Source organism: Streptomyces sp. NPDC079020 (assembly GCF_044542225.1).
In the GTDB taxonomy this organism is placed as follows: Bacteria; Actinomycetota; Actinomycetes; order Streptomycetales; family Streptomycetaceae; genus Streptomyces.
This window is the reverse complement of the sequence record NZ_JBITUB010000001.1, coordinates 452481-465362: the sequence shown is the minus strand read 5'-3', so window position 1 is coordinate 465362 and position 12882 is coordinate 452481. Positions and strand designations below refer to the sequence as shown.

General features: G+C 71.9%; 5 protein-coding genes and 1 pseudogene. All 6 read left to right on the top strand.

Annotated elements, in window-relative coordinates:
• The first annotated feature begins 61 nt into the window (after positions 1–61).
• Positions 62–1738: a glycoside hydrolase family 13 protein gene (locus ACIGJO_RS02095; RefSeq protein ID WP_399950684.1), complete on the top strand. Its 1677-nt coding sequence runs from the start codon at positions 62–64 to the stop codon at positions 1736–1738.
• Positions 1723–2784 (top strand): LacI family DNA-binding transcriptional regulator, encoded by a 1062-nt coding sequence (locus ACIGJO_RS02090; protein WP_399950681.1) that lies wholly within the window; start codon positions 1723–1725, stop codon positions 2782–2784. Before ACIGJO_RS02095 ends, ACIGJO_RS02090 begins: the two co-directional genes overlap by 16 nt.
• Before the next feature lie 450 nt (positions 2785–3234).
• Positions 3235–4647, top strand: a pseudogene (locus tag ACIGJO_RS02085) (alpha-amylase family protein); the annotation flags it as partial.
• Positions 4648–4803: 156 nt separating this feature from the next.
• Positions 4804–10119 (top strand): pullulanase-type alpha-1,6-glucosidase, encoded by a 5316-nt coding sequence (pulA, locus tag ACIGJO_RS02080; protein ID WP_399950678.1) that lies wholly within the window; start codon positions 4804–4806, stop codon positions 10117–10119.
• Positions 10120–10338: 219 nt separating this feature from the next.
• Positions 10339–12369 (top strand): ATP-binding protein, encoded by a 2031-nt coding sequence (locus tag ACIGJO_RS02075; protein ID WP_399950675.1) that lies wholly within the window; start codon positions 10339–10341, stop codon positions 12367–12369.
• Between the two features lie 132 nt (positions 12370–12501).
• On the top strand, positions 12502–12852 hold the full coding sequence (locus ACIGJO_RS02070) for a 5-carboxymethyl-2-hydroxymuconate Delta-isomerase (RefSeq protein ID WP_399950672.1): 351 nt from the start codon (positions 12502–12504) through the stop codon (positions 12850–12852).
• The last annotated feature ends 30 nt before the right edge of the window (positions 12853–12882 follow it).

Genomic DNA, 12882 nt, shown 5'->3' with positions numbered 1-12882 from the left:
CGGCGCCGGATCCCCGACCCGGTCCCGGCGCCGCTCCCCACCCAGACACCCCAGGGACGACATGACCCAGCACCTCGCTGCCCCCTCCACCGGCACGTCCGACGACGCCCCGGGCCACCGCACCGGCTGGTGGCAGGACGCGGTGATCTACCAGGTCTATCCACGCAGCTTCGCCGACGGCAACGGCGACGGCATGGGCGATCTCGCAGGCGTCACCGCCCGGCTCCCCCACCTCAGGGACCTCGGCGTCGACGCCGTCTGGCTCAGCCCCTTCTACGCGTCGCCGCAGGCCGACGCGGGCTACGACGTCGCCGACTACCGGGCCATCGACCCGATGTTCGGCAGCCTCCTGGATGCCGACGCCCTGATCCGCGACGCCCATGACCTGGGCCTGCGCATCATCGTGGACCTGGTGCCCAACCACTCCTCCGACCGGCACGAGTGGTTCAGGCGCGCCCTGGCCGAGGGTCCCGGCTCCGCCCTGCGCGACCGCTACCACTTCCGGCCCGGCAAGGGCGAGAACGGCGAACTCCCGCCCAACGACTGGGAGTCCATCTTCGGCGGCCCCGCCTGGACCCGGACCACCGGCCCCGACGGTACCCCCGGTGACTGGTACCTCCACCTGTTCGCCCCCGAGCAGCCCGACTTCAACTGGGAACACCCGGCCGTCGCCGACGAGTTCCGCTCGATCCTGCGCTTCTGGCTCGACATGGGCGTCGACGGCTTCCGCGTCGATGTCGCCCACGGCCTCGTCAAGGCCGAGGGCCTGCCGGACCTCGGCGGCCACGACCAGCTCAAGCTGCTCGGCAACGACGTCATGCCGTTCTTCGACCAGGACGGCGTGCACGAGATCTACCGCAGCTGGCGCACCATCCTGGACGAGTACCCGGGTGAGCGGATCGCCGTCGCCGAGGCCTGGACCCCCACCGTCGAGCGCACCGCCAACTACGTGCGCCCCGACGAGATGCACCAGGCCTTCAACTTCCAGTACCTGTCCACCGCCTGGGACGCCGCCGCGCTGCGCAAGGTCATCGACACCTCACTGGACGCGATGCGGCCGGTCGGCGCCCCCACCACCTGGGTGCTCTCCAACCACGATGTCACCCGGCACTCCACCCGCTTCGCCAACCCGCCCGGCCTCGGCACGCAGATCCGTACCGCGGGAGACCGCGAGCTCGGCCTGCGCCGGGCCCGCGCGGCGACGCTGCTGATGCTGGCCCTGCCCGGCTCCGCCTACGTCTACCAGGGCGAGGAGCTCGGCCTGCCCGACGTCACGGACCTGCCCGACGAGGTCCGCCAGGACCCGTCGTTCTTCCGCGCGCAGGGCCAGGACGGCTTCCGCGACGGGTGCCGGGTGCCGATCCCGTGGACCCGCGAGGGCAGCTCGTACGGCTTCGGCAGCGGCGGCAGCTGGCTCCCGCAGCCCGACGGCTGGGGCGAGCTCTCCGTCGAGGCGCAGACCGGGGTGGAGGGCTCCACGCTGGAGCTGTACCGCTCCGCGATCACCGCCCGCCGCGAACACCCGGGGCTCGGCGCGGGGACCGCGGTCGAGTGGCTGGACGCCCCCGAGGGCGTCCTGGTCTTCGGCCGGCCCGGCTTCGTCTGCACCGTCAACACCACCGGCACCCCGGTTCGGATGGCGGCCCGCGGCAGTGTGCTGCTGTCCAGCGCGCCGGTGACCGTCGACGGCGCCGAGGCCGTCCTGCCCGCGGACAGCACCGTGTGGTGGACGGTGTGACCCTGCCCGCGCCCAGGACCGGTGCGGCCCCCCGGCTCTCCGACATCGCCGGACAGGCCGAGGTCAGCGAGGCGACCGTGAGCCGGGTGCTCAACGGGAAGCCGGGCGTCGCGGACACCACGCGTCAGCGGGTGCTCGCGGCGCTCGACATCCTCGGCTACGAACGGCCCGTACGGCTGCGGCAGCGCAGCGCGGGCCTGATCGGGCTGGTGACACCCGAACTCATCAACCCGATCTTCCCGGCGTTCGCGCAGTCCGTCGAACAGGTCCTGGCCGGGCACGGCTACACCCCCGTGCTCTGCACCCAGCTGCCGGGCGGCGCCACCGAGGACGAGCTCGTCGAGCAGCTCGTCGAACGGGGCGTCGGCGGCATCGTGTTCCTCTCCGGGCTGCACGCCGATCTGTCGGCGGACCCGGCACGGTACGCCGCGCTCACCGAGCGCGGCGTACCGTTCGTCCTGATCAACGGCTACAACGAACGGATCAGCGCCCCGTTCGTCTCGCCGGACGACTCCGCCGCCGTGCGGATGGCCGTCGGGCATCTGGCCGACCTCGGGCACCGCAGGATCGGTCTGGCCATCGGACCGCAGCGCTATGTGCCCTCGCGCCGCAAGCGCGACGGCTTCCTCGACGCGTCGGTATCGGTGCTGGGCCTGTCCCGCGACGAGGCCGAACTCCTGGTGTGCTCCACGCTGTTCAGCGTGGAGGGCGGCCAGGTCGCGGCGGGTGCCCTGCTCGACCTGGGCTGCACCGGCATCGTCTGCGGCAGCGACCTGATGGCGCTCGGCGTGGTGCGGGCGGCCCGGGGGCGGGGGCTCGACGTACCGCGCGACGTCTCGGTCGTCGGCTTCGACGACTCGCAGCTGATCGCGTTCACCGACCCGCCGCTGACCACCGTGCGCCAGCCCGTGCAGGCGATGGCGGCGGCGGCGGTGGGCGCGCTCCTGGAGGAGATCGGCGGGAGCCCGGTGCAGCGCACGGAGTACGTGTTCCAGCCGGAGCTGGTGGTCCGGGGGTCGACCGCGGCGGTGGGACGCGCCGGGTGAGGCCGGGGGCGGTGGACACCCCCGGGGGTTCAGGCCGTCACGGGAGAAGTCCCCACGTACAGGAGAGGCACCGGAGCCGGCCCGGAAGGGCCTGCGGGGAGTGAGCGGCCCTTGGTGCCTCTCCTGCCGTGACCGGCCCGGCCGGCCGGGCGCGTGGGGCCCGGTGCGCCGAAGCGGCCGGGACCCCCGGCCGACCGGACCGGAGTCCGGAAGAACGTAACATTCGCGCAATATCTTGCGGAAGGCCTTGCAGGCAGAAAACTGCCGGATTTCATGGATGTGAGCGGGAGATGTCCAAAGGGTTGACCCGGGCCGGGCGGGCTCGTACGGTCTGCTCCGCAGCAAGGTTTGCATTCTTGCAGCAAGAACCTTCAGGACCTTGAGGGCACGGCGCGTTGCCACGTGAGGCTGCACCGTCACCCGCGTTTCCCCCACCGCAGGAGGAAAGACATGGCACGCAGACCCCTCTCCGCCGCGCTCGCACTCGTGGCAGGCGCCGCTGTCCTCGCCGTCCCCGCCCAACTCGGCGCCGCAGGCGCCGCGCAGGCCGCCGGTCCCGGCGGCAAGGACGTCACCGCCGTGATGTTCGAGTGGAAGTTCGACTCCATAGCCAAGGCCTGTACGGACTCCCTGGGTCCGGCGGGCTACGGCTTCGTCCAGGTCTCGCCGCCCCAGGAGCACATCCAGGGCGGCCAGTGGTGGACCTCCTACCAGCCCGTCAGCTACCGGATAGCCGGCCGGCTCGGCGACCGGAACGCCTTCGCCGCCATGGTGAACACGTGTCACGGGGCGGGCGTCAAGGTCGTCGCCGACGCCGTCATCAACCACATGTCGGCCGGCTCGGGCACCGGCACCGGCGGTTCCGCCTACGGCAAGTACGACTACCCGGGCATCTACTCGGTCAACGACATGAACGACTGCCAGTCGCCGATCACCAACTACGGCGACCGCGGCAACGTACAGAACTGCGAACTCGTCGGCCTGGCCGACCTGGACACCGGCGAGGACTACGTACGCGGCAGGATCGCCGGTTACCTCAACGACCTGCTCTCCCTCGGCGTCGACGGCTTCCGGATCGACGCCGCCAAGCACATGCCCGCCGGTGACCTCGCCAACATCAAGTCGCGGCTGAGCAACCCCGGTGTCTACTGGAAGCAGGAGGCCATCCACGGGGGCGGCGAGGCCGTCTCGCCCTCCGAGTACCTCGGCACCGGTGACGTCCAGGAATTCCGCTACGCCCGGGGCCTCAAGCAGACGTTCCTCGACGAGAATCTCGCCAATCTGAAGAACTACGGCGAGGGCTGGGGCTTCATGGAGTCGGGCAGGTCAGCGGTCTTCGTCGACAACCACGACACCGAGCGCAACGGCGAGACGCTGAACTACAAGAACGGCGCCGACTACACCCTCGCCAGCGTCTTCATGCTGGCCTGGCCCTACGGCTCCCCGGACGTCCACTCCGGCTACGAATGGTCCGACAAGGACGCCGGGCCGCCCAACGGCGGTCAGGTGAACGCCTGTTACAGCGACGGCTGGAAGTGCCAGCACGCCTGGCGCGAGATCTCCTCCATGGTCGGCTTCCGCAACGCCGCACGGGGCCAGGGAGTCTCGAACTGGTGGGACAACGGCGGCGACCAGATCGCGTTCGGCCGGGGCTCGAAGGCGTACGTCGCCATCAACCACGAGGGCTCCGCCCTGACCCGTACGTTCCAGACCTCGCTGCCCGCCGGTGACTACTGCGACATCCAGTCCGGCAACGGCGTCACCGTCGACGGATCGGGGCAGTTCACCGCCACCCTGGGATCCAATACCGCGCTCGCCCTGCACGCGGACGCCCGCACCTGCACCGGCGACGGAACGGCCCCCGGCAGGTCGGGGCTCTGACCGGCGACGTCCGGCGCGGCTGACCACGACTTCCGGGCGGGCCGGGGGCGCACGGCTGTGCACCTCCGGCCCGCCCGGAGACCCCCCACGCGCTTTTGCTTTTGTTCCCACCGCAGAGAACCCGAGGAGTACCCGCCCGTGTCCCGAACCACCCTCCGGCGGGGGGCCGTCGCAGCACTCTGCGCGGCGCTGCTGCCCGTCGTACCGGCGGCCTCGGCGGCCGCTCCGTCCAGACCCCCGGCCCCGCCCCCGGACGCCGCGCTGGCCCGGGAACCGGCCCGGCACGACCTGACCCGTGAGCAGTTCTACTTCGTACTGCCCGACCGCTTCGCCAACGGCGACCGGGCCAACGACCGGGGCGGGCTGACCGGTTCACGCCTGGAGACCGGGTACGACCCCACCGACAAGGGCTTCTACCAGGGCGGCGACCTCAAGGGCCTGACCGGGAAGCTCGACTACATCAAGGGCCTGGGCACCACCGCCATCTGGCTGGCCCCGATCTTCCGGAACCGGCCCGTGCAGGGCACCGGCAAGGACGCCTCGGCCGGCTACCACGGCTACTGGATCACCGACTTCACCCAGGTCGACCCGCACTTCGGGACCAACGCCGACCTGGAGAAGCTGATCGACAAGGCCCATGCCAAGGGCATGAAGGTCTTCTTCGACGTCATCACCAACCACACCGCCGACACCGTCGACTACGCCGAGAAGGAGTACGGCTACAAGCCCAAGGGCGCCTACCCCTACCTCGACCGGGACGGCCGTCCCTTCGACGACAGCCGGAGGATGGCGAAGGTCGACCGGGACACGTTCCCGTACACCCCGAAGACCACCGTGGACGCGGGCACCAAGAAGCCGTCCTGGCTGAACGACCCCACGATGTACCACAACCGGGGCGACTCGACGTTCGCCGGTGAGTCGGCCGAGTACGGCGACTTCTCCGGGCTCGACGACCTGTGGACCGAGCGGCCCGAGGTCGTGAACGGCATGGCGGAGATCTACGAGAAGTGGGTCCGCGACTTCGATATCGACGGGTTCCGCATCGACACCGTCAAACACGTCGACCTGGACTTCTGGACCCAGTGGGCCACCGCGCTGGACACCTACGCCGCCGGGCGCGGCCGGGACGACTTCTTCATGTTCGGCGAGGTGTACTCCTCCGACACCGCGGTCACCTCGCCCTATGTCACCCGGGGGCGGCTGGACGCGACGCTCGACTTCCCGTTCCAGGAGGCCGCCAGGGGGTACGCCTCCCAGGGCGCCCCGGCCTCGAAGCTCGCCGCCGTGTACCGCGACGACTACCGGTACACCACCGACAAGGCCAACGCCTACGAGCAGGTCACCTTCCTCGGCAACCACGACATGGGCCGGATCGGCACCTTCCTGAAGCAGGACAACCCGAAGGCCGATGACGCCGAGCTGCTGAAGCGGGCCCGCCTCGCCAACGAGCTGATGTTCCTCTCGCGCGGCAACCCCGTCATCTACTCCGGCGACGAGCAGGGCTTCACCGGCGCGGGCGGCGACAAGGACGCCCGCCAGCCCCTCTTCGCCTCGCGGGCCGCCGACTACCTCGACGACGACCTGATCGGCACCGACCGCACGCACGCCACGGACGCGTACGACACCGGGCACCCGGTCTACCGCTCGATCGCCGCTCTCGCCGAGCTGACCAAGGACCACCCGGCGCTGCGCGACGGCGTACAGACCGAGCGCTACGCGGAAGGCTCCGTGTACGCCTTCTCCCGTACCGCCACCGGGCGGCCGTACGAATACCTCGTCGCCTCCAACAACGGCACCGCGCCGCGGACCGTCGAGCTGCCCACCGGCTCCGCACACATGAACTTCCGTACGCTGTACGGCGGTTCGGGTGCCGTCCGCAGTGGTGGCGACAAGTTGGTCACCGTCACCGTGCCCGCGCTCTCCAGCGTTGTGCTGCGCGCCGACAAGCCGCTCGGTTCCCCGGAGGCCGGGCCGTCGATCACCCTGGAGGCGCCCGCCGCCGGAGCCACCGGCACCGTCGAGCTGACCGCCGGAACCGGGGGAGGAGAGCTCGACCGGGTCGTCTTCGCCGCACAGACCGGCAACGGCACCTGGCGCACCCTCGGCTCCGCCGACCACGCCCCGTACAAGGTCACCCAGCACCTGGACGCCTCGGTGAAGGCCGGGACGCCGCTGCGGTACAAGGCCGTCGTCATCGACCGCGCCGGACGCACGGCCAGTGCCCTCGCCTCGACCACGGCGGGCCAGGCGCCTCCCGCGGAGAAGCCCGTCGCCGTCGAACGCGACTACGCCGTCGTCCACTACCGGCGTGCGGACGGCGACTACGAGGGCTGGCAGCTGAAGTCCGGTGACACCACCGCGGACTTCACGGGACGCGACGCCTACGGCGCGTTCGCCTGGATCAAGCTCGGCGAGGGCGCGTCCTCGCTCCCGTACACGGTCGAGAAGGCCGGTACGGCGGACGGCCCGCAGCGCACCGTCGACCTCGCCCGGACCGGACAGGTCTGGATCGAGCAGGGCAAGGACGGGCAGAGCACCGAGGCCCCCGAGGCACCCGGCCAGGACACCACCAAGGCCGTCCTCAACTACCACCGGGCCGACGGCGACTACGACGGCTGGGGGCTGCACACCTGGACCGGGGCCAAGAACCCCACCGACTGGGCCAAGCCGCTCCAGCCGGTGAAGAAGGACTCCTACGGAGTCACCTTCGAGGTCCCGCTCACCGACGGTGCCACCTCGCTCAGCTACATCCTGCACAAGGGCGACGAGAAGGACCTCCCCAGCGACCAGTCCCTGGACCTCGCCACCCACGGGCACGAGGTCTGGATGCTCGGCGGACAGCCGGGGTACCTGCTGCCGCAGGCCGGCGGCGTCCCCGCCCCCGACCTCACCAGGGCCGAGGCCCAGTGGATCGACTCCGGCACCGTCGTGTGGAAGGTGAAGGCCACCGGGGCCACCAGCCAGCAGCTCGTGTACGCCAAGGACGGCGGCATCTCCGTCGTGGACGGCGCGCTCTCCGACGAGGGCCGGTGGCTGCGGCTGCGCACCACCGGCCTCACCGACGCGCAGAAGGCGAAGTACCCGCACCTCAAGGACTATCCGGCGTTCACCGTCGACGCCCGCGACCGGGACCGGGTCCGTGAGTCCCTGCGCGGCCAGCTCATCGCCACCCAGCGCGCCGCGAACGGCGCACTGCTCGCCGCCACCGGGGTGCAGACCGCCGGAGTCCTGGACGACCTGTACGGGAGGAACGCGAGCGGCGCGGCCCTCGGACCGGTCTTCCGGCACGGCACGCCCACGCTCTCGGTGTGGGCGCCCACCGCCCGTACGGTCTCCCTCGAACTCGACGGCCGCACCGTCCCGATGCGGCGCGACGACCGCACCGGCGTCTGGTCGGTGACCGGGAAGAAGAGCTGGCGGGGCAAGCCCTACCGGTACGCCGTGCGGGTCTGGGCGCCCAGCGTGCGGAAGACCGTCACCAACAAGGTCACCGACCCGTACTCCACCGCCCTGACCACCGACTCCGCCCGCAGCCTCGTCGTCGACCTCGACGACCCGGAGCTGGCACCGCGCGGCTGGTCGTCCCTGAGGAAGCCCGCCGCCACCCCGCTGCGCGACGCCCAGATCCAGGAGCTGCACATCCGGGACTTCTCCGTCTCGGACCGCACCTCGTCCCACCCCGGCCAGTACCTCGCCTTCACCGACACCCGGTCCGACGGGATGAAGCACCTGCGGCGGCTCGCCGACGCGGGCACCAGCTATGTGCACCTGCTGCCCGCCTTCGACATCGGGACGATCCCGGAGAAGGAGTCGGACCGGAGCAGGCCCGGCTGCGACCTGTCCGTGTACGCCCCCGACTCCGAGGAGCAGCAGGCCTGCGTCGCGAAGAGCGCCGCGAAGGACGCCTTCAACTGGGGCTACGACCCGCTGCACTACACCGTCCCCGAGGGCTCCTACGCCTCCGACCCCGAGGGCACCGGGCGCACCGTCGAGTTCCGCCGGATGGTGCAGGGCCTCAACGGCGCCGGACTGCGCACCGTCATGGACGTCGTCTACAACCACACCGTCGCCTCCGGCCAGGACGACAAGTCCGTCCTCGACCGCATCGTGCCCGGCTACTATCAGCGGCTCCTGGAGGACGGCACCGTCGCCACCTCCACCTGCTGCGCCAACACCGCCCCCGAGAACACCATGATGGGCAAGCTCGTCGTCGACTCGGTGGTCACCTGGGCCAGGGAGTACAAGGTCGACGGCTTCCGCTTCGACCTGATGGGACACCACCCCAAGGCCAACATCGTCGCCGTCCGCGAGGCACTGGACGCCCTCACGACGGCGAAGGACGGCGTCGACGGCAAGAAGATCATCCTGTACGGGGAGGGCTGGAACTTCGGTGAGATCGCGGACGACGCGCGCTTCGTCCAGGCCACCCAGAAGAACATGGCCGGTACCGGGGTCGCCACCTTCTCCGACCGGGCCCGCGACGCCGTGCGCGGCGGCAGCCCCTTCGACGAGGACCCCGGCGTGCAGGGCTTCGCCACCGGCCTCTACACCGACCCCAACACCTCCCCGGCCAACGGCACCACCGCCGAACAGCGGGCCCGGCTCCTGCACTACCAGGACCTGATCAAGGTCGGCCTCACCGGCAGCCTCGCCGACTACACCTTCACCGACACCACCGGCCGCACCGTCAAGGGCTCGGCCGTCGACTACAACGGCGCCCCCGCCGGATACGCCGCCGCACCCGGCGAGGCCCTCGCCTACTCCGACGCCCACGACAACGAGACGCTCTACGACACGCTCGCCTTCAAGCTCCCGGCCGCCACCCCGGCGGCCGACCGGGCCAGGGCGCAGGTGCTGGCCATGGCGGTGTCCACCCTGTCCCAGGGGCCCTCGCTCTCCCAGGCGGGCACCGACCGGCTGCGCTCCAAGTCCCTGGACCGCAACTCCTACGACAGCGGCGACTGGTTCAACGCCCTGCACTGGGACTGCCGCGACGGCAACGGCTTCGGACGCGGCCTGCCGCCCGCCGCCGACAACAAGGACAAGTGGTCCTACGCGAAGCCCCTGCTGGCCTCGCCCGCGATCACCCCGGGCTGCGCGCAGATCGACGGCGCCGCGGCCGCGTACCGGGACCTGCTCACCATCCGTTCCACCGAGAAGGAGTTCGGTCTCACCACCACCGGGCAGGTGCAGGCGGCCCTGTCCTTCCCGCTCTCGGGCAAGGACGAGACACCCGGCGTTATCACGATGCGCCTCGGCTCCCTGGTGGTCGTCCTCAACGCCACGCCCGGCACCGCGAGCCAGCGCGTCCCCGCCCTCGCCGGAACGTCCTTCGCCCTGCACCCGGTTCAGGCGACGGGGGCGGACCTTACCGTCAAGAAGGCCTCGTACGACGGGAAAGCGGGCAGCTTCACCGTCCCAGGGCGCACGGTCGCCGTCTTCTCGGCGCGCTGAGGCCCACAGGGCCTACGGTGGCGGCAGACGTCGGCGAAGCGCCGCACCACAGCTGGACACCGTGCGCATCCGCCCGGTCCCACGGCCCGGCCGCGGCTCCTCTCCCTCCCGGGGACGGCGCCGCGGCCGGGCCGGCCGGGCCCCGGGGCGGCGCTGCCGGGCGTCCGCTGCCTCACCGGCGGACCCCTGCTCCAGCGCGCCGGACGGTGATGAACGACCATGGTGGGAAACCTTCCCGAGGAGACGACCAGCTTCGTCGGACGGCAGGCCGAACTGGCCCGGCTGAAACGCGCACTGGCCACCGGGCGGCTGACCACACTCATCGGCCCCGGCGGCGTCGGCAAGACCCGGCTCGCCCTGCGGAGTGCCCGGATCGCGGCGGAGCGCTACCCCGACGGAGCCTGGTGGGCCGATCTGTCCCCGCTCCACGACGCGGGGCCGCTGCTCCCCACCGTCTCGGAAGCCGTCGGGTTCGCCGACCACACCCTGCGGATGCCCGTCGACGCCCTGTGCGAATGGCTCGTCGACAAGCGGCTGCTGCTCGTCCTCGACTCCTGCGAGCACCTGCGCACCTCGTGCGGCCATCTGCTGGGGGAGATCCTCACCACCTCACCCGGCCTGAACGTCCTCGTCACCAGCAGGCAGCCGCTGGGCACCCGGGGCGAACACGTGCTGGAGGTTCCGCCGCTGCCGGTCGACGGAGCCCCCGACGCGTTACGCCTCTTCCGGGACCGGGCGCGCACCGCCGACCCGGGAGCCACGCTGGAGGCACCGGGCGAGGCGGCGGCCGCCGCCGAGATCTGCCGCCGGCTCGAAGGCATCCCGCTCGCCATCGAACTGGCCGCCGCGGGCCTGCGGGCGCACACCGTCGAACAGATCGCCCAGCGGCTCGGCTCCCGCCTGGACACCCTCAACGACGACTCGTTCTCGCCGCGCCGCCACCGCGCCCTGCGCACCACCATCGGCTGGAGCCACGAACTCTGCACCCCGCTGGAACGCCTCCTGTGGGCACGTCTGACCCCCCTGCGCACGGACTTCGACGAGAACATCGCCCGCGAGGTCTGCGCGGCGGGCCCGCTCACCCCGGACGGCGTCGGGGAGGCGCTGCGGGGGCTGGTCGCCAAGTCCGTCGTGAAGCGGGAGGGGGACCGGCACCGGATGCTCGACACCCTGCGCGAGTACGGCCGGATGTGGCTCGCCGAACTCGGCGAGGAACGGGCCGCCGCCGACCGGCACGCCGCCTGCTTCCTCGCTCTCGCCCGCAGCGCCCACGCCGGCTGGACCGGCCGAGAGCAGGTCTCCTGGTACCACAGGATCGCCGACGCCCACCGGGACCTGTGTGCCGCGCTCGACCATCTGCTGGCCCACGACGTCCCGGCGGCCCAGGAGATGACGGGCCGGGTCGGCTTCTTCTGGACCTGCTGCGGGCATCTGTCCGAGGCCCGCGGTTACGCCCGGCGGGCCCTGGAGGCGGCTCCGGCGGGCGGACCCGACCGGACGAGGCTCCAGTGGGTGCACGGGGTCGCGGCCCTGCTCCAGGGCGACTTCGTGACCGCCGAGCGGCTCGGCGCCCTCTGCGCCGCCGTGGCCGTGGCGGAGGGCGACGACGAGGGTGTCCTGAGCGCCGGTTATCTGTCCGGCCTCACCCATCTCATGACCGGGCGGCCCGGGGCGGCCCTCGACGCGGTCGGGGAGGTGCTCCGGGACACCTCCGCGTCCCCCGTGGAATCGGCCTACCGGCTGCGCTGCCACCTCGTCGCCCTGTTCGCCCTGACCGCGACGGGCAGGCTGGAGGAGGCCGGTGAGGCCGCCGCGTTCCTGCGGGCCGCCTGCGAGGCGCGCGAGGAGTACTGGACCCGGTCCTACGTCGACTACCAGCTCGCCCTGATCGCCCTGTTCCAGGACCGTCCGCGGGAGTCCGCCGCGCACGCCCGCTCGATGCTCGTGGGCAAACACCGGCTCCGCGACAGCTTCGGCATCGCCCTGGGGCTGGACATCCTCGCCGCCGCCATCGCCGCCCAGGGCGCGGGCGCCCGCGCGGCCAGGGTGTACGGCACCGGGCAGGCGTACTGGCGGATGGTCGGCCACCCGCAGCGCGGCACCCCGGAGCTCGGCCCGGTCCGCGAGGCCTGCGAACGGCAGGCGCGGGCCGCTGTCGGTGACGCCGCCTACCAGCGCGCCTTCGAGCGGGGGCAGGCGGACAACGCGGAGGTCGGGCTCGCGTCGGCCCTGCGGAGCGAGCCCGACTGACGGCCGGACGCCACTTGTGCGGGTCCGGCGATCGAGCGAGGGTGGGGGCGGGCGGCGGGGCCGGTACGCCGGACGGACCCGGCCCCCGCACGCCCCGTACCGCACTCACCACACCGCACTCAGGAGCACTTGATGCCGCAGATCACCGTCGACTACTCCGCCGGGCTCGACGACACCTTCGACCGGCGTGGCTTCGCCCTCGCCCTGCATCCGCTGATCGCGGAGACGGTCAGCACGAAAGTGCCCAACTGCAAGACCAGATTCCGCCGGGTCGAGGAGTCCGTGGTGGGCGACGCCCCCACCGGCGATGTGATCGTGCACATCGGCATCGCGATGCTGGCGGGCCGCAGCCCGGAGCTCAAGGGCCGACTGGCCGAGTCCGTGCTCGAACTGCTGCACCACTACGTGCGGCCCGCCGAGGGGCAGGACCTGCATGTCACGGCGGAGACGCGCGACCTGGACCCCTCGTACCGCAAGAGCTGACGCCCTAGGGCCGCGGGGGCTCCCGGGGAC

Coding starts and splice junctions, on each gene's coding strand:
- ACIGJO_RS02095 (WP_399950684.1), top strand. CDS start 62: ATGACCCAGCACCTCGCTGCCCCCTCCACCGGCACGTCCGACGACGCC.
- ACIGJO_RS02070 (WP_399950672.1), top strand. CDS start 12,502: ATGCCGCAGATCACCGTCGACTACTCCGCCGGGCTCGACGACACCTTC.
- ACIGJO_RS02075 (WP_399950675.1), top strand. CDS start 10,339: ATGGTGGGAAACCTTCCCGAGGAGACGACCAGCTTCGTCGGACGGCAG.